The sequence below is a fragment of the uncultured Phascolarctobacterium sp. genome (genome assembly GCF_902463975.1).
Taxonomy (GTDB): domain Bacteria; phylum Bacillota; class Negativicutes; order Acidaminococcales; family Acidaminococcaceae; genus Phascolarctobacterium_A.
The window spans coordinates 1-25,659 of record NZ_CABQHJ010000037.1; the positions used below are offsets into that span (position 1 = coordinate 1).

Consider the following 25,659-nt stretch of genomic DNA (forward strand, 5'->3'; position numbering starts at 1 on the left):
GTCTAATTTATAGTAATTAAGAGCGAGAAAAGGATTGTTTTTTTGGTAGCTTGCTATGAGAGCTGCCTAATAGGTATTTATGTTACTAAATGCCGGTTTCATGATACTGTGAAAGCGGTATTTATATTTTCGCAGCTATGTCATCTGTATTGACGGATGACTGGTTACGCAAATGCTATTATATTCAAAAATAATATAAAGAAAGGTGGTAGCTGTGGAAAAGCAGGGAGTATTGAACGATAAAAAAATTGTAGGCTCGCCTATGGTGCATATGACATGTCTTGCTCTGGTGCTGTTTGCATTCTGGATGGTTTTGTCAGGCAGAACAGAAACAAAATTTGTCGTATACGGTATCCTCACAGCTGTGGTAACAACTTGGGTTACATACCCGCTTCTGCTGGTACCGAATCAGGACGGCAGTAAAAAGTATTATGTTTTCGGTTTTTCGGTTCCGAAAATGATTATGTACTTTTTCTGGCTGATGTGGCAGCTGGTGCTCGCCAATATTGATGTGCTGCTGGCAACTACAGGTCAGGAGCTGAACATTGATCCTAAGGTTGTCCGCTTCCGCTTCAGGGCCGATAATCCTATGGCATCTGTTATTTTGGCGAACTCAATTACGCTGACACCGGGTACAGTAACAATGAATGTTACCGACGACGGTGTGTATGAGATTCATGCACTGACCGTTGGTGCGGCTGCAGGTGTGCTCGACGGCGGCATGCAGAAAAAGGTTGCTGATTTATACGGCGAAAAATTTGATTTTGCAGTAGTAGAGAGTGAGGAATGATTATGCAGATTATATTTTATATTATGATGGTAGCCATTCTTCTGATCATCGGCACAATGCTGCAGCGCTTGTTTAACGGACCGACAATTTTTGACAGAATGAACGCCTTGGGCGTTATCGGTGCCGATACAATTCTATTATTGGTGCTTTTCGGCTATATTGACAAACGTCCGGATATGTATGTTGATATAGCGATTTCTTATGCAATTTTAGGCTTTATCGGCTCGTTGGTTGTAGCTAAATTTATAGGAGGTAAAAGGATATGATTGAACAATTTGGTTTTACCTCCCTGCGCGAAGTTATCGCTGCACTGTTCCTGTTAAGCGGTCTGGTATTCTTCGTCGGCTCAGCTATCGGTATGCTGCGCTTGCCGGACTTTTATTCCAGAATCCATGCCTCCGGTAACAGTGAAACTCTTGGCTGTACGCTTTCCTTTATCGGTCTGATGATTTATGAAGGACCTACACTAACAGCGGCAAAGATGGCTTTTGTATTTTTACTTGTTTTTATGGCGAATCCGATCGGCTCGCATATTCTGAGTAAGGCAGCCTATAAATCCGGACATCCTGTCTGGACACTGCAAAGCAAGGGCGCCAAAAAGCTTGTCGGTCTGGAAAAGGCTGACCACAGTGCTGACGAGCCTGTCGGTCATATCCGCAAGAAGCCTGCAAAAACAAATCGTAATCAGGTACATAAATATCATAAGAAGAAAGGAGATAAATAAAATGGAGATTTATACTATTGAAGCTCTTTTACTTGTCTTCCTTATTCTCATTACCTGTGCAGTTATTTTCTGCAAGGATATTTTAAGTGCTGCGATTATCTACAGTGCGTTCAGCTTCTGTGCTGTGCTGCTGTATCTGATGATGGGCTCCCCCGACGTAGCCTTTACTGAGGCTGTTATCGGTACGATTTCTACCATCTTCTTCGTAGCTTCGTTGAAAAAAATTGATAGGTGGTGTAAATAATGCGTGGATTAGTTGCTGTTATCCTGGCGATTATGACAGGCATGTTTTGCTCTGTCGTAACCTACCTGCCCGAAATTGGTGACGCGAACACTGCGCCTAACCAGCATGTTACTCCGACCTATATCTCCCGTAGTGCGGAGGATACAGGCTCGCCCAATATTGTAACGGGCGTCATCATCGACTATCGTGGCTTCGATACTATGTGGGAAACCTCGGTAATGTTCCTCGCCGGTCTGACAACGGTGCTGGTGCTGACCAGCAATCCGGTAGGACGCAGACCTGAGGAAGAGCCGGAGGATCCGGAGGAAGGAGAGATTATCAAATGAAAGAACCATTTGGCGGTCTTATCCTAAATGTGGCCTTCAGAATGCTGGTGCCGTTCACGATTACCTACGGCATTTACGTTCTCTGCCTGGGTGAGTTTTCTCCGGGCGGCGGCTTCCAGGCAGGCGCATTGCTTTCTGTAGGCGTGCTGCTTGCACGTCTTATCCTGGGCTTTGATACAAAGTTCAATGTCTTAGGCAAAACCTCTGTTGTTCTTGCCGGCGTGGGCACCTTCCTGTATGCTTTTACCGGTTGGCTGACATTGTTCGGCGGCGCAGACTTTTTCCTGAACTACAATTATATGCCGATTCATATGGAGCCGCAGCATGAAATGCATGCTATGGGCATTTTCCTTATTGAAATCGGTGTTGCCATCTGCGTAATGATGACAATTATTAATCTGCTTGATGCAATCGTGAAAAGGGGTGACGAAGATGGAAGTGCTCAATGAGTTTTTGAAAACAAAAGGCATTTATTCCCTGGTCATGATTCTTTTCTTCCTGGGTGTGTATGGCATGGTTCTCAGCAAAAACTATATGAAGAAGCTGATGGCGATGAACGTTATGCAGGTTGCCGTAATCTATTTTTATCTGTGTTTTGCACAGAAGGATGGCGCAATGATTCCTATCCAGAACGGCCTGACAACAGATCCTAATGCTTACATTAACCCTCTGCCGCATGGCCTGATGCTGACAGCAATCGTTGTAAGCCTTGGTACTACAGGTGTAGCAATTGCACTCCTCATGCGTATTAAAGAAATCTACGGTTCTGTTGAAGAAGTAGAGGTATTGAGGAGGGCTAGTAAATGACACAACATGCTCCCGTCCTAATTGTACTTTTACCTCTGACAGCATCGTTGCTGTGTATGTTATTTTCCCGTATCAGTAAAAATTTAGGTTCCTGGATAGTTATGGCTTCTATCGCCGGTGCTTTTGCCAATGCCTGCATCGTACTGCAAAGAGTGTTGGAATCCGGCGGCAAAACCTGGCATTACTGGATGGGTGGCTGGGAACCGCCAATCGGTATTGAATTTGCTCTTGACCCCTTAAACAGTATTCTGGCAGTAGTGGTAACGTTTATTTCCCTGATGGTTTCGCTTTACAGCCGTCCGTTCGTCAAGGATGAGGACTGGCTGCATGTAGGCGGCTATTATACATTGTTCGGTCTGCTGACGGTAGGTCTTTCCGGTATGATTATCACCGGTGACGTTTTTAACCTCTATGTATATCTGGAGATTATGTCACTTTCTGGTTACGGCCTGATTGCCCTTGGCGGCAGAAAGTCAATGCTGGCAGCCTTCCGTTACCTGTTAATCGGTACCATCGGTGCTTCGTTATATCTGCTGGGCGTAGGCTATCTGTACGCTATGACCGGTACTCTGAACATGGCGGACCTTGCTGCACGCGTAGTGCCGCATCTGAATTCGCCGCTGTTCGCAATTGCCGTAGCCTGCTTTATCATCGGCTTCGGTATCAAGATGGCGTTGTTCCCGCTGCATGGCTGGCAGCCTGATGCCTACACCTTCGCTCATCCGGGTGCTGCTGCGTTTATCGCAGGCTGCATGAGTAAGGCTCCGGCATATGCTTTGATTCGTTTTGTATATTATATCTTTAAGGTTGATAACCCTGTAGTTCAGAGTGCGCTCAACGTTTTGGGCATTCTCGGTGTAGCAGGTATTCTTATCGGTTCTATTATGGCAATGGCTCAGTATGACTTTCGCCGTATGCTGGCATATTCCTCTGTGGCACAGATCGGTTACATTGCTATCGGTCTGGCAATGGGCAATATGTACGGCTTCATCGGCGCTGTACTGCACGCTATCAACCATGCTTTTATGAAGAGCAGCCTCTTCCTGGTTATCGGCGGTATTGAGTATCGCTTCGGTGAGGTCAATCTGTACCGCTTAGGCGGCATGAACAAAAAGATGACTATCAGTACGATTACCGTGCTGCTGGCTTCTTTGTCTATGATCGGTCTGCCTCCGACCTGCGGCTTCTTCAGTAAATGGTATCTTATGCTTGGTGCCTACACCGGCGCACAGTACTTCTACATCGCTGTACTTGTTATCAGCTCTCTGCTGAATGCAATTTATTTCTTCCGTATTATTGAGCAGATGTTTATACAGCGTGAAGCTTCGCTGACTGAGGTACATCCGCATAAGGGCAAGCTGGGCTTACCGCTTTCCATGGTTATCCCGATTCTCGTCGGCGGTATCATGATTTTGGTACTTGGCTTCTACAGTGTTGACATCGTTACCGATGTCGTTAAGTTAGGATTGCCGGAGGTGTTTCTGAGATGACTATTTTAGATTGCAGACCATTTCTGGCGGTTGGTGTATCTTTTATAGCTGCTGTACTTATCGCGTTCAGCAGACGTTGGCCTAACCTGCGTGAAACCTGGAGCGTTATCGCTTCCGTGCTTAAATTCGGTATCATCCTGTCGATGTTGCCCGCTGTTCTCGACGGCAATCAGTATCAGTGGACGCTGTGCCAGATTACAGATACTGTGGGACTGACGCTGCGTACCGATCCGGCCGGCATGATTTTTGCGGTGCTGGCTTCGATGCTGTGGGTACCGATGAACTTCTATTCCATCGGCTATATGCGCTGCAATAACGAAAGCGAGCAGACCGGTTACTTTGCTGCTTTTGCTATCTGCATGAGTGCCGTAATGGGCATTGCGATGGCCGAAAACCTGTTGACCTTCTTCATCTTTTACGAGCTGCTGACTCTGGCAAGCTATCCGCTGGTACTGCATAAGCGTAACCAGGAAGCTTTGATGGCCAGCCGTAAGTATTTAATTTATACCTTGATTTCCGGTCAGCTTTTCCTGGCCGGCGTTATCGCCGTTTACTGCATCAGCGGTACGATGGACTTTACTCCCGGCGGCTTCCTGACTACGGATATGGCTCCGAGATGGGTGCTGCAGGCTATCTTCGTACTGATGATTCTGGCAGGCTCCGTAAAGGCTGCGGTTATGCCGCTGCATGGCTGGCTGCCGGCAGCAATGATTGCGCCGACTCCGGTATCTGCATTACTGCATGCCGTTGCCGTTGTTAAAACCGGTGTTTTCGCCGTACTGCGTATCATCGGCTTCGTCTTTGGCCCGAAGCTGCTGGCGGAAATCGGTGTCGTTGATGTATTGGCGTGGGCTGCTGCGGCGAGCATTATCATTTCTTCGCTTATTGCTCTGCGTCAGGATCACCTGAAACGTCGTCTGGCGTTCTCCACTATCGGCCAGCTTTCCTACATCGTGTTAGGTGCTGCGCTTATTTCTCCGCTGAGCATCAAGGGTGCTTACCTGCATCTGGTAGCTCATGCTGTTATGAAGATTACCCTCTTTATGTGCGCCGGTCTGATTATCGCGCGTACACACAGAAACAATATCAGTGAGCTGTATGGCATAGGCAAGAAGCTGCCGGTAACTATGGCCTGCTTCACGATTGCTTCCCTGGGTATCGCTGGTACACCGTTCCTCGTTGGCTTCGTCAGCAAATGGAATCTGGCACTGGGCGCTTTGCAGGCAGGCAAGCCTTTGTACATTCTCGTCTGGGTTGCCAGCGCACTTTTAGCTGCCGGCTATCTGATGCCTGTTGTACAGATGGCATACTTCCGCAAGGATCCGCAGGAGGAGTTCCGTGAATATGGCGATATCAGCTACTCGATGCTGATTCCTATCTGCGTTACAACTATTATCGCTGTTGTCCTCGGTATCGTGCCGGATATTTATCCGCACTTCTATGAGCTGGCAACAATGGCCTCCAACGCTATTTGCGCAGGCTGGAATGGAGGTTGGATGTAATGAGCAAGAAAACTGTTTACATGATAGCTGCTGCCGTGCTCGTGCTTTCCGCAATCGGAGAGCTTTGCGGCGTACATCTGCACAGTCCTGCGTGGTGGCCGCTGCCGTTTGGCTATGATATTTTCTTCGGCTTCTTCGGTTGCTGGCTGCTGATTATTCTGGCAAAAATTATCATGACGCCGCTGCTGCAGCGTGATGAAACCTACTATGATGATCCTAAGGGAGGTGAGGACGATGAGTAATCTGCTTCATCCCGGTCTGATCCTCATTGCCGTGGGCGTGCTTGCGGTACTTGTGCCGAAAATGCTGCGTAAGTTTATTTTGGCTATAGGTCCGTTCTTTGCCCTCTTTGCTGCACTTTCTATGCCGGTTGGCACAGATTTGAGCATTGAGTTTTTTGGTACAGGCTATCACTTGGGTTACATGTTTGTAGATAAGCTCAGCTATGTATTCTGCATGATTTTTGCGCTGATGGCTTGCATCGGCGGCATTTATTCCTGTCATAACGAGAACCGCATGGAAGCATTTTGCTCCATGTCCTACGCCGGCTGCGCTCTTGGTGTAACACTGGCTAAGGATTGGCTGACGCTGATTTTCTTCTGGGAAGCACTTGCCGTAACCTCTCTGTTCTTGATCTGGTGCCGCAATACTCCTCAGTCCCGTCGCGCAGGCCTGCGTTATCTTTTGGTGCACATGCTCGGCGGCAATCTGCTGCTTTTAGGTATCTTCCTGAAGGTTGGCAGCGGTGATTCTCTGATTGCAAATCTGTCTAAGGCTCCGCATGACCTTGCTTTCTGGGCAATTTTAATCGGTGTAGCTGTTAATGCGGCAATTCCGCCGGTTAATGCCTGGTTGGTTGATGCTTATCCCGAAGGCACGATTACAGGCAGCGTATTCTTAAGCTCCTTTACGACGAAGGTTGCTGTTTACGCTTTAATCCGTATCTTTGCCGGAACAGATTTCCTGATGGGCTTTGGCTGCTTCATGGCGCTTTACGGTGCTGCCTATGCGATTATGGAAAACGATATGCGCCGTCTGCTCGGTTATCATATTATCAGCCAGGTAGGCTTCATGGTTGCCGGTGTAGGCGTCGGCACGGCGATGGCACTGAATGGTGCTGCGGCCCATGCCTTCTCGCACATCCTGTATAAATCCCTGCTCTTCATGTGTGCCGGTGCAATTATCTATGCAACCGGTATCCGCAAGATTAACCAGCTCAGCGGTATGGCGAAAAAGATGCCGTTTGTGGCTGTATGCTTCTTTGTAGCAGCGTTCTCCATTTCCGGTGTACCGTTCTTCAACGGCTTCATCAGCAAAACGATTACGATTGCCGCTGCATCTGCTGCCGGTTATGATTGGGTATATACACTGCTTGAGCTTGCTAGCATAGGTACCTTCCTGTCCATTACCTTGAAGATGGGTTACTTCATCTTCCTGCGTGATGCCGATAAGAATGTAGAAATTAAAAATCCTCTGCCGAAGAATATGTATATCGGTATGGGCTTCGGCGCAGCGCTCTGCTTCCTGTACGGCGTATATCCGGACCTGCTGTATCGTTATCTGCCGTTCGGTTATCCCGATTATCAGCCGTTCACTGCAGCACATATGCTGAGCTACGTGGAAATTCTTGTCGTAACTATGGTGCCGTTTATGATGTTCCTGCCGCGCATGGAGCCTCATACAGCGCTCAGCCTCGATACAGATTGGTTCTACCGTAAGCCGATTGATTTTGTCATCGTCCGCATCAGCATGCTGCTGTGTGCAATCAGCGGCGGCCTAGGCAGTGCTTGGGGCGTGCTGTACGAAAAGTTTATGGACCTTACGAGCAATCCGATGGATTTCCTCGATGCCAAACCGTTCCGTAAACGCACGCATTATAATCCGGAAAACTACCGTACATCTATCGCTGACCCGATGATGATTACCTTAACGGTGCTGGTAAGCAGCATTGCTTACTTTATTGCTACGTTGTAAAATGTTTTTAAGAGCTGTCGCACGCAGGTGCGGCAGCTCTTTTACGTAACTTTTTAAACTATTATTTATTTGTCTTGTAAATGCTTCTGTTAGGTGTTATATTATTGATAATCATCATCTATGAAAGAGGTTATCGGTATGCTTAAGGGTATATTTTTAATTATAGGTGCTGCAACCTGCTGGGGCATGGGCGGCGTAGCAGGACAGTATTTGTATCAGTATCACGATGCGGATATGGTCTGGCTTTGTATGGTACGTCAGATTCTGGCAGGCTGTATGTTCCTGCTTTTTGCGGCCTTTGTGCAGAAGCAGGATATCTTTGCTATTCTTAAGGCAGATACCTGGAATATTATTGAGTTTTCATTTTTAGGTATCTTGGGCGCACAGCTGGGTTTTTATTACACCATCGGTTTGTGCAATGCGGCGACGGCGACGGTTTTGCAGTACATGGCACCGATTTATGTAATGCTGTGGATGAGTTATAAGTCAAGAAAAATTCCTGACGTACGTGAACTGATAGGCATTGTCGGCGCACTTGTAGGTGTATTTCTTATCGCAACGCACGGCAGTCTGGATAGCCTGGCGATTTCGCCAATGGCATTGACAATCGGTGTATTGTCTGCACTTTCCTATGCATATTACAGCATTAAGCCGGGTCAAATGCTCAAAAAATATACTGCAGCAACGCTTATCGGCTGGGGCCAGCTTATCAGCGGCGTGGCATTGATTATCTGGCGTAATCCCTTTGCTCCCGCAGGTCATTGGGATATGAGCGGTTATTTGGCTTTTGCGTATCTGCTGTTGGGTGCGACTATTGCGAGCTATGCATTTTATCTGGCAGGCCTGAAAATTGTCGGACCTACCAAGGCGAGCCTGATTTCCTGCGCCGAGCCTTTGGCTTCTATTATCTCCGTAGTTTTGCTGCTGAACACAAAATTGGCAATGGCTGATTATATCGGTATGGTGTGCATTATTTTTACGGTTTTATTACTTTCACTGCCCAAAAAATAAACATTTTTCATAGCAGATATGATAGAATAGAATTAAGTAAAATTGCTTAAGCTAAGCAAGAGGAGGTACGGAGATGACTGATTATAAGTACAAATATGGTCATGGCTACAAGGAGTTTTCTCTGCCGGAGGAGCATGTTCTTGGCGAACTGAAAATGAAGCAGATGATGCCGCTGGAGAATTTAAAAGCAGCTGTTCTGGATGCTTTGTATCATCCTATTGCCAGCGCACCGATTGATGAGCTGGTGCGGCCCGGAATGAAAATTGCCTTTATCTGTAACGATTCAACACGTGTTGCCAACACGCATTCCTTTATGCCCATTTTGGTTAACGAAATGAATAAACTGGGCGTTAAGGATGAGGATATGCATATTGTCTTTGCTTTGGGTACACATCGCTGCATGAGCCACGAGGAAATGGTGGAGCAGGTTGGCGAGGATGTTGCCAAACGCCTGAAAATGTATAACAGCGACTGCCATGTGCAGGATGACTTCGAGTATTTCGGCGAAACAGAGCATGGTACACCTGTATGGCTTAATAAGCATGTTTGTGATGCTGACCTGGTTATTTTGACCGGTACTGTTGTTTATCACTTCTTCAGCGGCTTTGGCGGCGGACGCAAGGCCGTGCTGCCCGGTGTTGCTGCTATGGAAACGGTACGCAAAAACCATAGCCTGATGATGAGTCCGGAGGCAAAATTAGGCAAGCTGCATGGTAATCCTGTATACGATGATCAGGTCGCGGGCGTGCGTCTTTTTGCCAAAGAGCACAAGATGTTCCTGTTCCATTCTATTTTGGATGCGCAAAAGCAATTCCTGAAGGTTTTTGCAGGTGACTGGTATGAAGCACATCTTGAGGCCTGCAAATTTGTCGAGCAGGTTTACGGCGTACCTATCAGCGAGCCGGCGGATGTAGTTATTGCCAGCTGCGGCGGTTATCCTAAGGATATCAATATTTATCAGCTGCAAAAGACGATGGATAATGCCTGGTGCGCAGTTAAGGATGGCGGCGTAATTATTATCCTTGGCGAATGTGAAGAAGGCAGCGGCAGTGCCGCTCTGGAAAAAGCTTTGGAAGAAAATCCCTCGCCGGATGCTATTAAAGCGGAGCTGGAAAAGAATTTTGTCATCGGTGCGCATAAGGCTTTTGCTATCACCCGCCTGATGAAGAAGGCGCATTTTATACTTGTTTCCGCTTTGGATAAAGAGCTTGCCCAAAAATTGCTGTTTGAATCTGTGGATGATGTAGATGCGGCTATGAAGCTGGCAGAAAAATATGTCGGCAAAGATTATAAGGTTTTACTGATGCCGCAGGGCAGTCTGACAGTGCCTGTGTTGAAAAAATAAAATTTTATAAAAAAATAAATGACTCTTGCCTTTTACGATGATATCATATATAATTGTAATGTTATTAGTATGTGATTAAGTAGAAGGGGAGAACGTTTGTGAAGTTAGATATTGATTACAAGGCTATTGGACTGAGGATAAAGGCCGCTCGTGCCAGAAAAGGATTAACTCAGGGAAATATAGCTAATCTAACTGGTCTGTCAACTCCGCATATCAGCAATATAGAAACCGGTAATACTAAGCTTGGCCTGCCTACAATTATTCATCTGGCTAATGTACTGGATGTTTCTGTGGACGAGCTGCTGTGTGACAACATTCATCACAGTGAGCAGATTTACTGCAATGAGCTGGCTGACTTGGTTAAGGATTGTTCCGTAGATGAACTGCATATTATTTCTGAATTAGCAAAGGTCATCAAGAAGGCCGGTATTAACAGTGCCAAGAAGGTCAGAAAGCGCCGTACTAAGGCAGAGATGGCAGCAGCTAAGGCAGCAGAAGAGGCTGCGATGCAGCAGGAAATTTAATATAGCTTATGTGCTACTGTAGCTCAGCTGGTAGAGCAACTGATTCGTAATCAGTAGGTCGCAGGTTCAAATCCCGTCAGTAGCTCCATTAAAAAATCAAGCACCCATGCGGGTTTCGCGTGGGTGCTGTTTTTTTGTGTAAAAATAATGCTTGTTGGTTGCAATGTGGTTTCAGTTTCGCTTTGTGGTAACGGAAGAATTAGACAGAAAATAGATATCCTGCAATAAAAAAGCCATTGGCCTGGCCAACGGCTTAGTGAATTCTGGTGGAGATAAGCGGGATCGAACCGCTGACCTCTTGAATGCCATTCAAGCGCTCTCCCAGCTGAGCTATACCCCCATAATATATTTCTATCTTACAAAAACAGTTTGACTTTGTCAAGTGGGGAAGATGCTATACAAGCAGTATGTGCAAAAGAACATTATAAGGTATAAGAAAAAAGTATCGCAGTAAGAAAAGCATGTTTAAAATATTATTATAGGGATAAATCTTGCAACTGTGAGTTGAAAGGAGAACGCTTGTATGTTGCTATTGACTGCAGAGGGACGCTTTATGGCGCTGGTAACATAAAATACATAATTTATCCAGCAGGATTAACAAGAAAATTGACTTTTGAAATGCAAAAATTTGACTAAAAACGAAAAAAGTATTAAAATAATAACGTTGCAATAGTTTCATTAAGGAATATAGCAGATAAATAGATAAAAAACAAAGGAGTATCGGAATGAGTCAGTATTTCTTGGAGCGATGTAGTAAAAAAATGCAGTCATTATATGATTACTGCATCACAAAAGCAAGCGAATTGTACACTAAGCTGTTAGAAGAAGTGCAATCATTATATAATTACTGTAAAGCAAAGGCAAATGTATTAGTTGCCAAGCTGTTAGAAGAAGTGCAGTTATTATACAATGACTGTTTAGAAAAAATTATTGCTTTTATTGCACAGGTGAAGGCAGTAATAGCTGTTGCCGCAGCTGTTGCTAAAATTCAGCTGTCTATGCTTGAGCGTCGTGTGCGTCTGCAGGTAATGAGCATTGTAAACAAGGTGCAGGATAAGCAACGTAGAATTGTTAGGCGTATTAAGGCGCGCTACAATTCCTTGCGTATGATGTGGCATCGCAATCAGCATTTCACCTTTTGGTTTATTCCCGCGGATGGTCAGAATATCGCTAAAACCCATGTCAAAAAGACTCATTTGAAATATGCTTTTACAGCAGTAGCTTCATTTTTAGTTGCTGTGACCTGCACCATTGGTGTATTGGCTCATTTTGCTGTGCAAAACGAGCAGCAGAAGCAGGAGCTTGCTGCTTATAAGCAGACTAAATCCGAGCAGGAGCAGACTATCAGGCAATTACGCCTGATGGCAGAAACCAACCAGAAGAAGCTGGCAGCTTTATCAAAGCTGGAAGATCAGGTTCGTAGCCAGATGGAAAAAAGTGGTGCACAGCTGCCTCCTAAGAGCAACGCTTCTGATTATGCTGGTCAGGGTGGTCCTGTTTTGGGTGATGCAAATCCGGCCAACATTGTGCTGGAGCAGGAAAAGAACATTGGTCGCGAGGCAGATGCTAAAAAGGCAGATTTAGAAAATTTGCTTAGTGCTATTGAGACTGAAAACTATCGTCGTGATGTTACTCCTAGCCAATGGCCTACTAGTGGTGGCAGCATTTCTTCTCCTTTTGGCGGTCGTGCTAACCCCTTTGGCGGGTATGGTCGCGATTGGCATCCTGGCATTGATATTGCTAATGATTATGGTGCGCCGGTTTATGCCAGTGCGGCAGGCTATGTACAACAGGCAGGCTGGTTTGGCGGTTATGGGATTTATGCGCGTATCAACCATGATTATGGTTACCAGACAGCCTATGGACATATGAGCCGAGTTGTCTGCAGTGCAGGACAATATGTGAAAAAAGGCGAGATTATCGGTTATGTTGGCAGCACTGGTTACAGCACAGGTCCGCATCTGCATTTTGAAGTTATTCGCTATGGCGAGCAGGTTGATCCTTCTAGCCTGATCTGATTACTACAAAAATAAGATATCAAAAATTTTTAGGTTCGTCGTACTTAGTGCGACGAACTTTTTTTGACAGAAAAGAAGATAAATTTCAGAAAAATCGTTTACATATGTTCTGACAAATGCTACAATGGGAGATAGCGAAAGGAGCGGATAAATTATGCTTACTTTAGAGATGTTGGAAAAGATGCTTTTGGCAGCAGCAGTTGAGCTTGAAGAAAAAAGTAAAATGCTGTGCGAGCTGGACAGCGTAGCTGGTGATGGTGACCATGGCGTTACTATTGCGCGTATGGCAGAATCCATGAAAAACAAAGTAGAAGCACATGACAGTGGCAATATTAAGGACTTGCTTGATGATTTGAGCATGGCTTTTATGAACAGTAACGGCGGCAGCGCAGGACCTTTATGGGGAACTGTTTTTGGCGGACTTGCTGATGCTGCGCCAGAGGATGCACAGGAGGTTTCTTTGGAAGAGCTTCGTGCTATGCTGGCTCAGGCTAGAGAGAATTTTGAGGACATTTCCAAGGCTAAAATCGGTGATAAGACAATGGTTGATGCGCTGTATCCTGCTCTTGATGCAGGCATGGCAGCTGAAGGCGATGCAAAGGCTGTCTTTGCAGCAATGGGTAAGGCAGCAGTCGAGGGTGCTGAAAAAACTGCTGATATGGTAGCACGCTTTGGTCGTGCCAAAAACGTTGGCGAACGCAGCCTGGGTACTAAAGATCCCGGTGCAACATCTATTTCTATTCTGCTCACAGCGATGGCAGGGGCAATCTGATTTGCTGATAAAGCGCAAGCTTAAAAAAACAATAAATAAAAACGGAGGCGTCATTATGCAAAAATTCATTAACAATCCGGAAAATCTGACAAGTGAATTATTGGAAGGTCTTGTGTTATCTAATCCTGATATCATCACTCTGGAGCAGGGTAACCTCATTGTAAACAAGAAATTGGCAGAGGCAGACCGCGTAACCATCGTAACCTTGGGCGGCACCGGCCATGAGCCCGCTATCAGCGGCTTTGTCGGCGAAGGTATGATTGATATTTCTGTTGCAGGTAATATTTTTGCTGCACCCGGCCCTCAGGCTTGCGTAGAAGCAATTAAGATGGCTGATAAAGGTCATGGCGTACTTTTCGTTGTACTTAACCATGCAGGTGATATGCTGACCGGCAACCTGACCATGAAACAGGTGAAAAAACTGGGCATCAATGTTGTTAAGGTTGTAACCCAGGAAGATGTTGCCAATGCTCCGCGTGAAAACGCTGACGACCGCCGCGGTCTGGTTGGCTGCGTTCCTCTGTATAAAATTGCCGGCGCTGCAGCTGCTGCAGGCAAATCCTTGGAAGAGGTTGCTGCTATTGCACAAAAATTTGCTGATAACATGGCAACTATCGCTGTTGCTACTAAAGGTGCTACTCATCCCGCAACCGGTATGGAAATCGCTCATATTGCCGAAGGCACTATGGAAGTCGGCATGGGCCAGCATGGTGAAGGCGGTGGCGGTACTCAGCCGATGAAATCTGCTGACGAAACAGCTGCAATTATGATGGACGCTCTGCTGAAGGATCTGGGCGTAAAAGCAGGCGAAAAGCTGATGGTTGTTATCAACGGCAGCGGTGCTACTACTCTGATGGAACAGCTGATTGTTTTCCGTGCCTGCCATAAGCTGTTGGCAGAAAAAGGTATTGAGGTTGTGGCAAGTGCTGTAGGCGAAATCCTTACCGTACAGGAAACCGCAGGCTTCCAGATGTTCATTGCGCGTATGGATGATGAGCTGCTTGGCTACTGGAATGCTCCGTGCCGCACTCCGTACTACAGAAATTAAGCAGGTGACTGAATATGGCAGATAAAGAAGGTAATGTACTGGCAAAAGATTATGGCATCGGCATTGCTCCGCCGGAGCGTCCGTTCCCGGTAAAGGGGCACGCATCCGCAGGCTGGGGCATGCAATCTCGTCTGGGACAGATTTTTGCTGATGACGGCCGCACTATTATGCTGGCTTTTGACCATGGCTATATCATGGGCTCTACCGCAGGTCTGGAACGTCTTGATCTGACAATTCCGCCGCTGATGCAATATGCGGACTGCCTGATGGCAACAAGAGGTGCATTGCGTACCTGCATTCCCGCTAACCATCACAAGGCTGTTGCTCTGCGCTGTACTGCTGACACCAGCGTACTCAAGGACGACATGAGCTTTGGCAATGTGGGCGTAGAAATTGAAGATGCTATCCGCATGAATGCTTCCTGCATGGCAGTTCAATGCTTTGTAGGCTCTGCAGGCGAGCTTGACTCCCTGCGCAATTTGTCTTATTATGTAAATATGGGCGAACGTTTTGCAATTCCTGTTCTCGGTGTTGTAGCAGTTGGCAAGGAGATGGAGCGTACCACGCGTTATTTCTCCCTGGCTACACGTCTGCTGGCCGAAACCGGCGCACATATCATCAAAACCTACTATTGTGATAACTTCGAACAGGTTACAGCGGCTTGTCCTGTACCTATCGTAATTGCCGGTGGCAAGAAGATTCCTGAGCGTGATGCACTGGAAATGGCTTACCGTGCCGTAAATGAAGGCGCTGCCGGTGTTGATATGGGACGTAACGTTTTGCAGGCTGCCGCACCGAAGGCAATGCTGCGTGCAATCCGTATGGTTGTACACGAAAATGCAACGCCGGAAGTTGCTTACCATGCTTATGAGTTATGGCAGAAGGATGTGGATTAAATGAAAGAATTTATGCATGTCGGCGTACCGACAACTGTTGCAAGAGAAGGCGAGATTTATGCAGAAGGCATAAAGACACATCTCATTACTCCTGATACCAATGAATTTCATATTGAATACCTGCGCTTCGAAAAAGATACTCCGTTGCCGGAAGAGCTGCAGACCTTAGTGCATGTAGCTTATAAGGTTGATGACCTTGATAAGCAGCTGGCAGAAAATAAGGTTATTGTTGAGCCCTGGATGGCTGATGAGCATACCCGCATTGCTTTCATCATGAAGGACGGCATCTTGTTCGAATTAATGGAAGAAGTTAAATAAATGCTATCGGTTCATGAACGGGCACAGCTTGTAGCTGCTGCCCGTTTATATTATGAAAGCAATCTGACGCAGGCGCAAATTGCACAACGCTTGAACGTGTCACGTCCATCTGTCAGCAAGATGCTGGCAAGAGCGCGTGAGCTGGGAATTGTGCATATTGAAATCCGGGCCGGAGATGAGGGAAAGGCGGATTTGCTGCAGCGTCTGCAATCTAAATATGCCTTGGCCGGTGGCTGTGTGCTTACAGATGAACAGGACGCATTGACGCAGGCTATGCATTATCTTATGGCTGAAACAACGGCTGACAAGAGCTTGGCTCTGGGCTGGGGCTATGCTTTGGGTGAGGTTGTGCTGAAGGCTGCGGACTGCAGCAGCTATACGCAGGATGGTATGGTATATCCGCTGATTGGTACGGCGAATTTTCCTAATAAGGGCTATCATCCGGATGAGCTGGTGAAAATATGGGCAAGCGCCTGTGGCAGAAGCTGTTATATGCTTGGCTGCAGTGCTTTTCCTGATTCCGAGGAGGAACGCGCAGAGTTGGAAAGCAGGTCGGTTTATCAGCAGCTTCTGCAGCAATGGCATAGTCTGGATGCTGCTGTTGTATCTATCTGCGGCTATCCTGCCGTGCCTGATGAAGCAACGGCAACCCGTTTCGGCGATGCGTTGGAGCAGCAAAAGGCCGTGGGAAGCTTTTTATCATATTATTATAATCAGCGCGGTGAATTCATCAGTGGTAATAATGATTACTGCATGCATATTCCGTTGGCACAGCTGCGCCGTTGCAAGAAACTGATTGGCCTAGGACTTCATGCCAGCAACAAAGCTTTGCTTGGTGCTTTGGCAACAGGAATGTTTACGCACTTAATTGTCAGCGAAAAGCAGGCCAAAGAGTTATTGAAATAACTGAATTTAAAAATACTGCTTCACACTATAGGTGTGAGGCAGTTTTCCTTTTTACAGTAAAACTTGTAACTTTTTATACAGTAAAGGTGCTTCAAAATACTAAATAGAGAAAAAATTTCAAAAAACTTTACAAATAAAGTATAAAAGCATAAAATAACCCTAACTACATTTATACGAAATTTGTAGAATGGAAGGATGGTAGAAAATGATTTCTCTCAAAAGCAACAAAATTAAAGCATTGGCAGCTGGCCTGATGCTGACCCTCGCCTTGGGGGCATTAGGCTGCGGCGGTGACAAAAAGGAAGCAGGTGCAAAGGCTGAAAAAGTTAATGTAGGCATTGTACAGCTGGTTGAGCATGAAGCGCTCGATGCAGCTAACAAGGGCTTTATTGACGGTCTGGCATCTAAGGGTTATAAGGAAGGCCAGAACATTACTTTTGACAAGCAAAATGCGCAGGCTGACCAATCTAACCTGCAGAACATTGCTCATCGCTTTGTAAATAATAAGGTTGACTTGATTTGTGCTATTGCAACTCCTGCAGCGCAGACTATAGCAAATGTTACCAGCGATATTCCTATCGTTGCTACTGCGGTAACTGACTACAAAACCGCTAAGCTGGTTAAGGATGATGCTAAACCGGGCACTAATGTAACCGGTACAACAGATATGAACCCTGTTGCCGAGCAACTGGATTTACTGCTGAAGCTGGTTCCAAATGCTAAAACCATCGGTACAATTTATTGCTCCAGTGAGGTTAACTCCCAACTGCAGGTTGAGCTGCTGAAGAAGGCTGCAGCTGCCAAGGGCATTACCGTAAAGGAAGCAACTGTTTCTACTGTTAATGATATCCAACAGGCTGCCCGCAGTCTGGCAGGTGATGTACAGGCAGTATATGTACCTACCGACAATGTATTGGCATCTGCTATTCCTACTTTAATCAGTGTAACTGAGGAAGCAAAGCTTCCTGTTATCTGTGCTGAAGGCGGTATGGTAAGAGCCGGCGGTCTGGCAACATTGGGCGTTGATTATTACAAGCTTGGCTTCCAAACCGGTGTGATGGCTGCTGATATTCTGAGCGGTAAAGCAAAACCGGCTGATATGGCTATTCAGGCACAAAAAGAATTTAAGCCTACCATCAATCTTAAGGAAGCAGCTAAGATTGGTTTGAAGGTTCCTGAAGATTTGCTGAAGGGTGCAGAGGTTATTAAATAATTAAAATTTGGAGCCTGCCGTTAAAAAAGCAGGCTCTTTTTTCGCTAAGAAGATTGGGAGGAATTGGGAAATGATTAGTTTGCTGATACCTACAGTGGCACAGGGCTTACTGTGGGCGTTGATGGCTCTTGGTGTATATGTAACATTCCGAGTGCTGGATATTGCAGATTTGACGGTAGAAGGTAGCTTTCCGCTGGGTGCGGCAACAGCTGCTTCCATGATGGTAGCAGGCTTCGGTCCTCTGGCCGCACTTTTAGGTGCTTGCATTGCCGGTATGCTGGCAGGTATTATAACCGGCATTTTGCATACTAAGATGAAAATACCTGCTCTGTTGGCCGGTATTTTGACCATGATTGCTTTGTATTCCGTTAACCTGCGCATTATGGGCAAGGCTAACTTATCTTTGCTTGGTGTAGATACTACCTTTAAAATCGCCAAGTCTATGTTGGACCTGACTATGGCACAGACAACCCTTGTTGTTGGCCTGGTTGTTACTGTTCTGGTTGGCTGCTTTATGTATTGGTTCTTTGGTACGCAGATTGGTGCCGCTATCCGTGCTACCGGCTTTAACCAGCAGATGATTCGTGCTCAGGGCGTAGATACCGACGTAACTATTATCCTGGGACTGCTTATCAGCAATGGGTTGGTGGCAGTTTCCGGTGCTCTTGTTGCACAGTCCAACGGCTTTTCTGATGTCGGTATGGGTACTGGTACAATCGTTATCGGTCTGGCATCCGTTATTATCGGCGAGGTGCTTTTCGGTACACGCAGCTTTAAAAACTGCCTAATTTCCGTAGTTTTAGGCTCCATTGTTTATCGTATTGTAATTGCAGTTGTACTGGCTATGGGTATGCCGCCAAATGATCTGAAGCTCTTTACCTCAGTGCTGGTTGCAATTGCTTTGTCCATGCCGCTGATTAAAAGTAAATTCGGTGCTAGAAAGGCGGTGCGTTAAATGCTGCATGTAGAACACGTTTCCAAAACATTTTTCCCTGGAACTATTAATGAAAAAAAGGCTCTGCAGGATTTATCTCTGCATCTGGAGCCCGGTGATTTTGCTACCGTTATCGGCGGTAACGGTGCCGGCAAATCTACTACGCTGAATGCGATTGCCGGCGTTTTCCCGATAGATAAGGGCAAGATTATTATTGATGGTGAGGATATTACCAAAAAGCCGGAGCATAAGCGTGCTAAATATATTGGCCGTGTGTTCCAGGATCCGATGCTTGGTACTGCTGCCGGTATGATGATAGAAGAAAATCTTTCGCTGGCGGCTCGCCGTGGCGAAACTCCCGGCTTGGGCTGGAGCCTTTCCAGTGATCAGCATGACCGCTTTTATGAGCTGCTGAAGGAGCTGGATTTGGGACTTGAAGACAGAATGACTGCGAAGGTCGGCCTTTTGAGCGGTGGTCAGCGTCAGGCACTGACACTTTTGATGGCAACGCTGAAAAAACCTAAGCTGTTGCTCCTGGACGAGCATACAGCAGCGCTTGACCCGAAAACTGCGGCGAAGGTGCTGGCGCTTACGGAAAAGATTGTAACCCGCGATCAGTTGACAACGTTGATGATTACTCATAATATGCGTGATGCGTTGCGTTATGGCAATCGTCTGATCATGCTGCATAATGGCAGAGTAATCATTGATGTCAAGGGAGAAGAAAAGCAGCATCTGCAAATAGCCGACTTGCTGGATATGTTTGAAAAGGCCAGCGGTGCTGAGATGGCCAGTGACCGCTTACTGCTTGGTTAATAGCAATTCCTGCTTGCGAAAACAAAAGTATTTTTTGTAAGGATAAATGTGGCATCGAAAATGAAATTTAATATTTTGCTGAAAATTTCATATATTTATGAGCGAAATATAGGGAAAAGTAAATAAAATATACAAAAAAACTCTTGCTAAATCTGAAAAACGTGGTAAACTTTAAATAAGTGCTTTATTAGTTTAAAATAATTTATCGCAAGTAAATCGGAAGGCGGTGCAAGGAAATTGCAAGAAGAAATTAAACTTATTGGTCGCAGAATTCGTTTACTGCGTACCGCAAAAAATCTAACACAAACCGGATTGGCAAAGGAAATGGGGATTTCCCAGACACACCTGTGTAATATAGAGTGTGGCCGTGTTCCTGTAACTCTGCCGAATCTGCTTAAACTGCATAGCCTGTTGGAGTGCAATATGAGCAGTTTCTTTGTTGATTTAGATGAACAGGCTGAGGCTAAAGATAAAGATATCAGTCTTGAAGAAGTTCTGCAAATTGTAAAGTTGTTAAAACAAAAAAATTAAGCACTTCGCTTTACGAGGAGATAGAAAATAGAATTAGCTGGCGCAAGGTATGTGAGAGTACTTGCACCAGCTTTTTTATATTATAAGCCTTTGCTTACGCTGTTATCTGCTTTGTGCTATAATTAAAAATAAGAGTAAAGAAATTCTATAACATAATAGATAAAGCGTTTGTTGATAGGAGATTGATTATGGCTACAGTAAAAACACAGGCGCACTGCCTGCTGGCCGGCGCCGCAGCTGCCGCTGCCTGCGCCTGGCCTTGGGCGCAGGCCAGCCTGGCGGCTGATTTTATACATCATACGGCATTGGCTGCGACGATTGGCGGCTTGGCAGACTGGTGGGGCGTGACGGCGCTTTTCAAACGTCCCATGGGTGTTAACGCGCCGGGAACAGATGTACTGCGCAATAATTATGAGCGACTGACAACAGGTCTGGCTGATTTTGTGAGCAATGACCTGTTGACGGCAGAAAACGTTATGCAGGCTGTTGGTGACGAAAACTTTGCCAAGCTGCTGTTGGCGCATTTTGCGCAGCAGCAGAATGTGGAGCGCCTGTGGCAAACGGTGCGGCCGCTGGCGGAGCATGCGCTGCAATCACTCAATACCAGGCAGGCTGAACAGCTGCTTTTGCAAGAGCTGCCTAAATATATTGCCAGCCTGCGTATTCCGGAGATTTTGGTGGACGCACTGCAGAAGGCTGTGGCCAACGGTAGCTTTAACGGTCTTTGGCAGCTTGCAGCACAGGATTCCAAGCAGATTCTGCATAAGGCAGAATTTACCGCTTTGCTTGAAGGCTTGGCGCAGATGGCGGAGGAAGAATACAACAAGGACAGTCTGCTGCGCAATTTGTTTGTGAGCGGGCAGGCAGCGAAGCTGGTGCCGCTTTTTGTGCAGGAGCTGGAAAAAACTTTGGACGCCTTGGCAGATCCTGCAAGTGAGCTACGGCGACAGCTTGATAATTGGCTGTTGGCGCGCATGGAGGATTATCGTCATGATATTGCTTTTGCAGATTGGCTAAACGGTAAGCTGTCACAGATGGCGACAGCGAAGGCCTTGGCTTTCAAGGAGCTGCTGCAGACGCAGGATGTTGATATTTTGCTGCAGCTGCTGCAAAACAGGCTGCAGCTTTTGGCCAACAGCGAGGTGGAGCAAGGCAAGCTTGATCATGCACTTAAGGAGTTGCTGCTACAGGTCTTAACAATGCAGCATGATACGGTATATGATTTAGTTTTGCATAAGCTGCAAAGCTATGATAAGGACGACCTGATTGCTAAAATGGAGCTGCGTGTAGGCGATGATTTACAAAATATCCGCAAGAGCGGCACTTGTATCGGTGGCTTGCTAGGCGCGGTGTTGTTTGTTATTGCGACGTTGGCAGAAAGGCTGGTGAGCTAGGATGCATAGCTGGAAAAAACATTGGACATATGCAGACAGTGCTTTTCTTGCTTCCGGTGCAGTCTATCTGCTTTTCTTATATCTCAGGCTGCATTATGCCGGTCTGTACATGGGGCATTTCGGCGAGCTTAAGTGGGATTGGCTGATTTTGGGTTATTATATGGCGGAAGCCGCGCTTGTTGGCAGTTTTGCTGATTGGTTTGCGGTGACTGCAGTGTTTGAGGTGCCATGGCTTTGCCGGTTGCTGCCATTTATGGCTAAGCATACGGCAATTTTGCCACGCAATCGTGATGCTTTTGTGCGTGGCTGCAGCAAAATGGTGCAGCAGGAATTTTTAACGAAAAAAACGTTACTTCTGCAGAAAAAGCAGCTGGTGCTTTTGGACAAGCTTCTGGCTTATCTGGAAAAGCCTCAGAATAAGGCGCGTTTGCAAGGATTATTGACCGAATTTGCCGAGGGTGTTCTGCATAAGCTTGATACGCTGGCTTTAAGCAGGCAGCTTGAGGGGAAAATAAAAACCGCTTTGGCTGATGTCGAGGCTAATACAGAGCTTGATAAGTTGTTTAAAGCTTTGGCTGCACAACGCCAGGACGAACAATGCTATGAATGGCTCTTGCAGCAGCTGGTAGCATTGGCAGAAGCGCCAGCGACCAGGCAGCGTGTGCACAGTGAGCTACAAAAGCAGGTTGAGCAACGCAGCAGTGAAGGATTTTTGAGCAGTTTGAAGCTGTGGGCAGCCAAGAAGCTGGACGTAGTCAATGTTGATGATGCAACAGATGCAGTCTGCAGAGCGCTGCTAGCAACGGCGCATCGCTTGCAGGATGACAAGCAGTGGCGCTGCTGGTTGTATACGCAGCTGCAGCGTGTTGTAACCAGCGTTTATGGTACGGAGCAGTGGCGTGAGCTGGTGCAGTCACTGCAGCAGCGTGCTCTGCGTGATATTTCACTGCAGCCTGCTTTACAGCAGCTTTTGGATAATATGATTAAAGCCTTGTGCCGTCCGCTTGCGCAGGAAGGCGGCGCAGCAGCGCAGCCGACGATTCTGCTGCAGGCTGTGCAAGCGGCGTTGGAAACTATTGAAACGGATTTACGTTCCGACGCACAGTTTAAGGCTAAGGCTGAGTCATATCTGCAGCATATACTTGGCCTGGGCCTGTTGCAGGCGCAGACGATGTTGGGAAATATCGTGGAGTGTATTTTGCAGGCAATGGCTGATGAACGTTTGACGGAAATGGTGCGCAGTAAGGTTGATACAGATATGCAGCGTATTCGCCTTAATGGTACGGTTATGGGTGCGTTTTTGGGAGCTTTGTTTTATATTCTTAAATGTGCCTGGTGAGGAAGGCTGGCGATAAAGCACCATATACTTCGTCACGAATGCCTTGACGTAGCAGTAGTACGCCGGCGGCATTAGTTCCTCGTCTCCGGCACTTTCTTGCCAGCCTTTGAGTATGAGGATAAGCACCGTATGCATTGTCATTTTCAATACAACCTAGAAGTCTGACGATAAGTAATAAATGCTTTGTCGTCAGACTTTTTTGTGAGCGCAAATAAAAAAGCTTCAAGCCGAAGGCTTGAAGCTAGTAAGCAAAATGGAGCGGGTAACGAGAATCGAACTCGCGACACTCAGCTTGGGAAGCTGATGTTCTACCGCTGAACTATACCCGCAGATAAAAATACCATAACGCTATTATATACTATAACAGGTAAAGTTGCAAGTATGAGGCAGTGCAGATAGCTAAAAGACGAGCAATTGTAGTTGTCAGAAAAACTTTAAAATTTTTTCGAGAATACTGTATACAAAATACAAAAACGTGCTATAATAGATAGCAGATGAGGGCAAAACCCCACAGGCTGTAAAAATACAGCGTCAAATAAAAATAAAAAGTGCGAATGCATGGAGGTGAGTTACTATGTTTAGTGCCGCTGGTGTTAGCTTAGTTTTCTTAGGCGTCCTGACTGTTATGTGCATTTTTGAATAATTGTAATGAGGGAACGCCTCTGACCACGCTTTGAGCTGTGGGCAGAGGCGTTTTTATTTTGCCTGTAATTCTGTTTTGTTAAGCTAATCCTTTACGGTTGCTGTTATCCCAGCCTGCCAGGTCCTTAATAACTTCGGATGCAATAATCAGTCCTGCTACCGAAGGTGTGAAGGCATTGCTGCCGGGCAGTGCACGGCGTTTAGGCGCTTCGGCGTGACATTCGCTTTCTATTTCCTCATTTATAGGTAAAAGCGGAAGCTCCTGTGAATAAACAACCTTGAGCTTTTTAATGTTGTTTTTCTTCATAGCCTGGCGCATAACACGTGCCAAGGGGTCAACCTTGGTTTTATAGATATCTGCTACCTCGAACATGGCAGGGTTAACCTTGTTGCCTGCTCCCATACTGCTGATAACCGGAACTCCTGCTACCTTGGCTGCAAGTACGATAGCAATTTTTGCTGCCACAGTGTCTACGGCATCGACAACGTAATCATACTGAGAGAAATCAAATTCATGTTGATTTTCCGGTAAAAAGAAGCATTGGCGGCAATTTACCTTGGCATCAGGATTGATGCTCGCAATACGCTTGGCCATGACTTCCACCTTAGGCTGGCCGACAGTATCAAGGGTAGCGATAATCTGACGATTGAGATTAGTGAGGGCAACGGTATCGTTATCAATGAGGTCAAAGCTGCCGACGCCGCTGCGGGCAAGTGCTTCAACTGTATAGCCGCCTACGCCGCCGATACCAAAAACAGCGACATGGGCGTTCTGCAGACGCGTAATTGCTTCGCTGCCGAAGAGCAGCTCTGTACGTGAAAACTGGTTAAGCATATGAATCTCCTTGCATGGTATTTGGTGTTTTGGTTAAGCTGCTAAGCTGATTTCAGCTTTAGCTCCGTCCTTAAGATCCTCGGGCTTCTGGTCCGAAGTAACAGTGATTTTGGTGCCGTCAATGCTGCTTATCTTACCGCTGAAGGGGGCAGGGGTTTCGGCGGCCTTAATGCTTACCGGCATACCTGCCTTAAGCTCCTTAGCCTGCGCTGCGCTGACATTAAGCGTTATACTGCAGCTGTCGACAGCCTTGATGTGCAGGATTACCTGATCCTTTTGTACGGTAGCATTATTGGCGGTCTGCAAATCGGTAATGATGCCGGTGCAGGGGCTGTTGCCTTCATTTTTTTCCTGCTGTGCTATTGCAGCAGCCTGTTGTGCCTTGAGCTGGACAATGAGCTTTTGCTGAGCGTCGATTTCTGCCGGAGAAGCAGGCTTGAAGCTTACAGATACTGATGTTGCTGCCTGCAGCTGTGCTATAGCGCGCTGTAGCTCGTCTTGGGCAGCCTGTGCTTGATTGCGTGAAACGGCGCCCTGCGCCAGCAGGCTGTTCATTTTCGCAGCCTTTTGCTGTGCTGCTGCTACGTTAGCCTGCGCGAGAGAAGTGTCAGCAATCGGTGCTGCCGTCGGTGTGCCCTGCTGCATACGCTTTAAGTCTGCTTCGGCCTTGGCAACCTGCGTTGCCAGGTCCTTAACCTGCTTATCAAGCTGTGCGTCACCGATAGCAAAAAGCGGCTGGCCCTTGCTGATGCGCTCACCCTTTTCGCTGATAAGGCCTATGAGCTTGCCTGCGGCAGGTGCTTTGATGGCGTAGGTCGGGATGCTTATTGTGCCGCTGCCCAGGCTACCCGCAGCCTTTTGCAGACTGCAGCCGCTCAGGCTGAAGGCTGTGAGGCAGACGGCTGCCATACAACATAATATTTTAAGTATCTTCATAGTGATTCCTCGTTTCATTGAAGTTAAAAACCTATTGTACTTGTATATTATAGCGTAAGTTTGTGGCATTTGCATGACATTTTGCATAATTAGCTTACGAAAAATTAAAAAGCTACTGCCTCCGGCGTAAATGCCGAAACAAAAAATAATGCAAGAGTTTCCAGTGTACAAGAAACTTTTCACAAAAGAAGCAAGAGTTTCTGGTATACAAGAAACTTTTTTGCAAAAAATGCAAGAGCTTCCGGTATACAAGAAACTTTTACGCACAAAAAAACCTGCTAACAAAAGTCAAGTCTTTTTTTATTTTCCCCTGTAAAATTTTAT

Annotated in this window: 29 protein-coding genes and 3 tRNA genes; 28 read left to right on the forward strand and 4 right to left on the reverse strand. The window is 46.5% G+C overall.

Going from position 1 to position 25,659, the window contains the following annotated elements; genetic code table 11:
* Positions 1 to 214 precede the first annotated feature (214 nt).
* From RDW05_RS10245 to RDW05_RS10315, 15 genes are all read left to right on the forward strand, one after another.
* Positions 215 to 790: a Na+/H+ antiporter subunit E gene (locus tag RDW05_RS10245; RefSeq protein WP_307978972.1), complete on the forward strand. Its 576-nt coding sequence runs from the start codon at positions 215 to 217 to the stop codon at positions 788 to 790.
* A gap of 2 nt (positions 791 to 792) precedes the next feature.
* Positions 793 to 1,056: a monovalent cation/H+ antiporter complex subunit F gene (locus RDW05_RS10250; RefSeq protein ID WP_293723656.1), complete on the forward strand. Its 264-nt coding sequence runs from the start codon at positions 793 to 795 to the stop codon at positions 1,054 to 1,056.
* Positions 1,053 to 1,514: a monovalent cation/H(+) antiporter subunit G gene (mnhG, locus tag RDW05_RS10255; RefSeq protein ID WP_293694429.1), complete on the forward strand. Its 462-nt coding sequence runs from the start codon at positions 1,053 to 1,055 to the stop codon at positions 1,512 to 1,514. Before RDW05_RS10250 ends, mnhG begins: the two co-directional genes overlap by 4 nt.
* Before the next feature lies 1 nt (position 1,515).
* Positions 1,516 to 1,758, forward strand: a complete 243-nt coding sequence (locus RDW05_RS10260) for a hydrogenase subunit MbhD domain-containing protein (protein ID WP_009146418.1) — start codon at positions 1,516 to 1,518, stop codon at positions 1,756 to 1,758.
* On the forward strand, positions 1,758 to 2,084 hold the full coding sequence (gene mbhE / locus RDW05_RS10265; protein ID WP_009146419.1) for a hydrogen gas-evolving membrane-bound hydrogenase subunit E: 327 nt from the start codon (positions 1,758 to 1,760) through the stop codon (positions 2,082 to 2,084). The genes RDW05_RS10260 and mbhE overlap by 1 nt, the downstream gene beginning before the upstream one ends.
* Positions 2,081 to 2,533, forward strand: a complete 453-nt coding sequence (locus RDW05_RS10270) for an MnhB domain-containing protein (protein WP_021720124.1) — start codon at positions 2,081 to 2,083, stop codon at positions 2,531 to 2,533. Before mbhE ends, RDW05_RS10270 begins: the two co-directional genes overlap by 4 nt.
* Positions 2,517 to 2,891, forward strand: a complete 375-nt coding sequence (locus RDW05_RS10275) for a sodium:proton antiporter (RefSeq protein WP_009146421.1) — start codon at positions 2,517 to 2,519, stop codon at positions 2,889 to 2,891. The genes RDW05_RS10270 and RDW05_RS10275 overlap by 17 nt, the downstream gene beginning before the upstream one ends.
* Positions 2,888 to 4,381: a monovalent cation/H+ antiporter subunit D family protein gene (locus RDW05_RS10280; protein ID WP_293388420.1), complete on the forward strand. Its 1,494-nt coding sequence runs from the start codon at positions 2,888 to 2,890 to the stop codon at positions 4,379 to 4,381. Before RDW05_RS10275 ends, RDW05_RS10280 begins: the two co-directional genes overlap by 4 nt.
* A complete protein-coding gene (locus tag RDW05_RS10285) occupies positions 4,378 to 5,883 on the forward strand; it encodes a monovalent cation/H+ antiporter subunit D family protein (protein WP_009146423.1) in 1,506 nt (501 codons plus the stop codon). Before RDW05_RS10280 ends, RDW05_RS10285 begins: the two co-directional genes overlap by 4 nt.
* Positions 5,883 to 6,125 (forward strand): hypothetical protein, encoded by a 243-nt coding sequence (locus tag RDW05_RS10290; protein WP_021720128.1) that lies wholly within the window; start codon positions 5,883 to 5,885, stop codon positions 6,123 to 6,125. The genes RDW05_RS10285 and RDW05_RS10290 overlap by 1 nt, the downstream gene beginning before the upstream one ends.
* A complete protein-coding gene (locus RDW05_RS10295; protein WP_293723650.1) occupies positions 6,118 to 7,857 on the forward strand; it encodes a Na(+)/H(+) antiporter subunit D in 1,740 nt (579 codons plus the stop codon). Before RDW05_RS10290 ends, RDW05_RS10295 begins: the two co-directional genes overlap by 8 nt.
* 138 nt (positions 7,858 to 7,995) lie before the next feature.
* Positions 7,996 to 8,868, forward strand: coding sequence for a DMT family transporter (locus RDW05_RS10300; protein WP_307978976.1), 873 nt, complete (start codon positions 7,996 to 7,998; stop codon positions 8,866 to 8,868).
* A 73-nt stretch (positions 8,869 to 8,941) separates the two neighbouring features.
* Positions 8,942 to 10,213, forward strand: a complete 1,272-nt coding sequence (gene larA, locus RDW05_RS10305; RefSeq protein ID WP_307978977.1) for a nickel-dependent lactate racemase — start codon at positions 8,942 to 8,944, stop codon at positions 10,211 to 10,213.
* Positions 10,214 to 10,311: 98 nt separating this feature from the next.
* The gene (locus RDW05_RS10310; protein ID WP_293723641.1) at positions 10,312 to 10,737 is read left to right on the forward strand and encodes a helix-turn-helix domain-containing protein; all 426 of its coding nucleotides are present in this window, start codon (positions 10,312 to 10,314) and stop codon (positions 10,735 to 10,737) included.
* 12 nt (positions 10,738 to 10,749) lie between these two features.
* Positions 10,750 to 10,825: transfer RNA gene (locus RDW05_RS10315), tRNA-Thr, on the forward strand.
* Positions 10,826 to 11,001: 176 nt separating this feature from the next.
* On the opposite strand, the gene RDW05_RS10320 is transcribed toward RDW05_RS10315, so the two are convergent.
* A tRNA-Ala gene (locus RDW05_RS10320) sits at positions 11,002 to 11,077 on the reverse strand.
* Between the two features lie 607 nt (positions 11,078 to 11,684).
* Between RDW05_RS10320 and RDW05_RS10325 the strand changes: the two genes are divergently transcribed.
* The 12 genes from RDW05_RS10325 (at position 11,685) to RDW05_RS10380 (ending at position 22,922) form a co-directional block, all read left to right on the forward strand.
* The gene (locus RDW05_RS10325; RefSeq protein WP_307978979.1) at positions 11,685 to 12,755 is read left to right on the forward strand and encodes a M23 family metallopeptidase; all 1,071 of its coding nucleotides are present in this window, start codon (positions 11,685 to 11,687) and stop codon (positions 12,753 to 12,755) included.
* 154 nt (positions 12,756 to 12,909) lie between these two features.
* Positions 12,910 to 13,527: a dihydroxyacetone kinase subunit DhaL gene (gene dhaL, locus RDW05_RS10330; RefSeq protein WP_307978980.1), complete on the forward strand. Its 618-nt coding sequence runs from the start codon at positions 12,910 to 12,912 to the stop codon at positions 13,525 to 13,527.
* 55 nt (positions 13,528 to 13,582) lie between these two features.
* Entirely contained in the window at positions 13,583 to 14,575 is a 993-nt protein-coding gene (locus RDW05_RS10335) for a dihydroxyacetone kinase subunit DhaK (protein WP_307978981.1), read from the forward strand.
* 14 nt (positions 14,576 to 14,589) lie between these two features.
* Positions 14,590 to 15,471: a 3-hydroxy-5-phosphonooxypentane-2,4-dione thiolase gene (lsrF, locus tag RDW05_RS10340; protein WP_304274565.1), complete on the forward strand. Its 882-nt coding sequence runs from the start codon at positions 14,590 to 14,592 to the stop codon at positions 15,469 to 15,471.
* Positions 15,472 to 15,789, forward strand: coding sequence for a hypothetical protein (locus RDW05_RS10345; RefSeq protein ID WP_009146435.1), 318 nt, complete (start codon positions 15,472 to 15,474; stop codon positions 15,787 to 15,789).
* Positions 15,790 to 16,695: a sugar-binding domain-containing protein gene (locus RDW05_RS10350; protein WP_307978983.1), complete on the forward strand. Its 906-nt coding sequence runs from the start codon at positions 15,790 to 15,792 to the stop codon at positions 16,693 to 16,695. It abuts the gene before it with no gap.
* A 205-nt stretch (positions 16,696 to 16,900) separates the two neighbouring features.
* Entirely contained in the window at positions 16,901 to 17,908 is a 1,008-nt protein-coding gene (locus RDW05_RS10355) for an ABC transporter substrate-binding protein (RefSeq protein ID WP_307978984.1), read from the forward strand.
* A gap of 73 nt (positions 17,909 to 17,981) precedes the next feature.
* Positions 17,982 to 18,863: an ABC transporter permease gene (locus RDW05_RS10360; RefSeq protein WP_374111033.1), complete on the forward strand. Its 882-nt coding sequence runs from the start codon at positions 17,982 to 17,984 to the stop codon at positions 18,861 to 18,863.
* Positions 18,864 to 19,658: an ABC transporter ATP-binding protein gene (locus RDW05_RS10365; RefSeq protein ID WP_298880429.1), complete on the forward strand. Its 795-nt coding sequence runs from the start codon at positions 18,864 to 18,866 to the stop codon at positions 19,656 to 19,658. It abuts the gene before it with no gap.
* Between the two features lie 237 nt (positions 19,659 to 19,895).
* A complete protein-coding gene (locus RDW05_RS10370; protein ID WP_293691921.1) occupies positions 19,896 to 20,189 on the forward strand; it encodes a helix-turn-helix domain-containing protein in 294 nt (97 codons plus the stop codon).
* Positions 20,190 to 20,377: 188 nt separating this feature from the next.
* A complete protein-coding gene (locus tag RDW05_RS10375) occupies positions 20,378 to 21,583 on the forward strand; it encodes a DUF445 family protein (RefSeq protein ID WP_307978986.1) in 1,206 nt (401 codons plus the stop codon).
* Position 21,584: 1 nt separating this feature from the next.
* Positions 21,585 to 22,922, forward strand: a complete 1,338-nt coding sequence (locus tag RDW05_RS10380) for a DUF445 domain-containing protein (RefSeq protein ID WP_307978987.1) — start codon at positions 21,585 to 21,587, stop codon at positions 22,920 to 22,922.
* A gap of 254 nt (positions 22,923 to 23,176) precedes the next feature.
* Here the strand turns inward: RDW05_RS10380 and RDW05_RS10385 are convergent.
* From RDW05_RS10385 to RDW05_RS10395, 3 genes are all read right to left on the reverse strand, one after another.
* Positions 23,177 to 23,251, reverse strand: a tRNA-Gly gene (locus RDW05_RS10385).
* 392 nt (positions 23,252 to 23,643) lie between these two features.
* Positions 23,644 to 24,399 (reverse strand): tRNA threonylcarbamoyladenosine dehydratase, encoded by a 756-nt coding sequence (locus RDW05_RS10390; protein ID WP_307978989.1) that lies wholly within the window; start codon positions 24,397 to 24,399, stop codon positions 23,644 to 23,646.
* 33 nt (positions 24,400 to 24,432) lie between these two features.
* On the reverse strand, positions 24,433 to 25,335 hold the full coding sequence (locus tag RDW05_RS10395) for an HlyD family efflux transporter periplasmic adaptor subunit (protein ID WP_307978990.1): 903 nt from the start codon (positions 25,333 to 25,335) through the stop codon (positions 24,433 to 24,435).
* 130 nt (positions 25,336 to 25,465) lie between these two features.
* Here RDW05_RS10395 and RDW05_RS10400 point away from each other — a divergent pair, with 130 nt between their 5' ends.
* Positions 25,466 to 25,651, forward strand: a complete 186-nt coding sequence (locus tag RDW05_RS10400; protein WP_307978992.1) for a hypothetical protein — start codon at positions 25,466 to 25,468, stop codon at positions 25,649 to 25,651.
* The last annotated feature ends 8 nt before the right edge of the window (positions 25,652 to 25,659 follow it).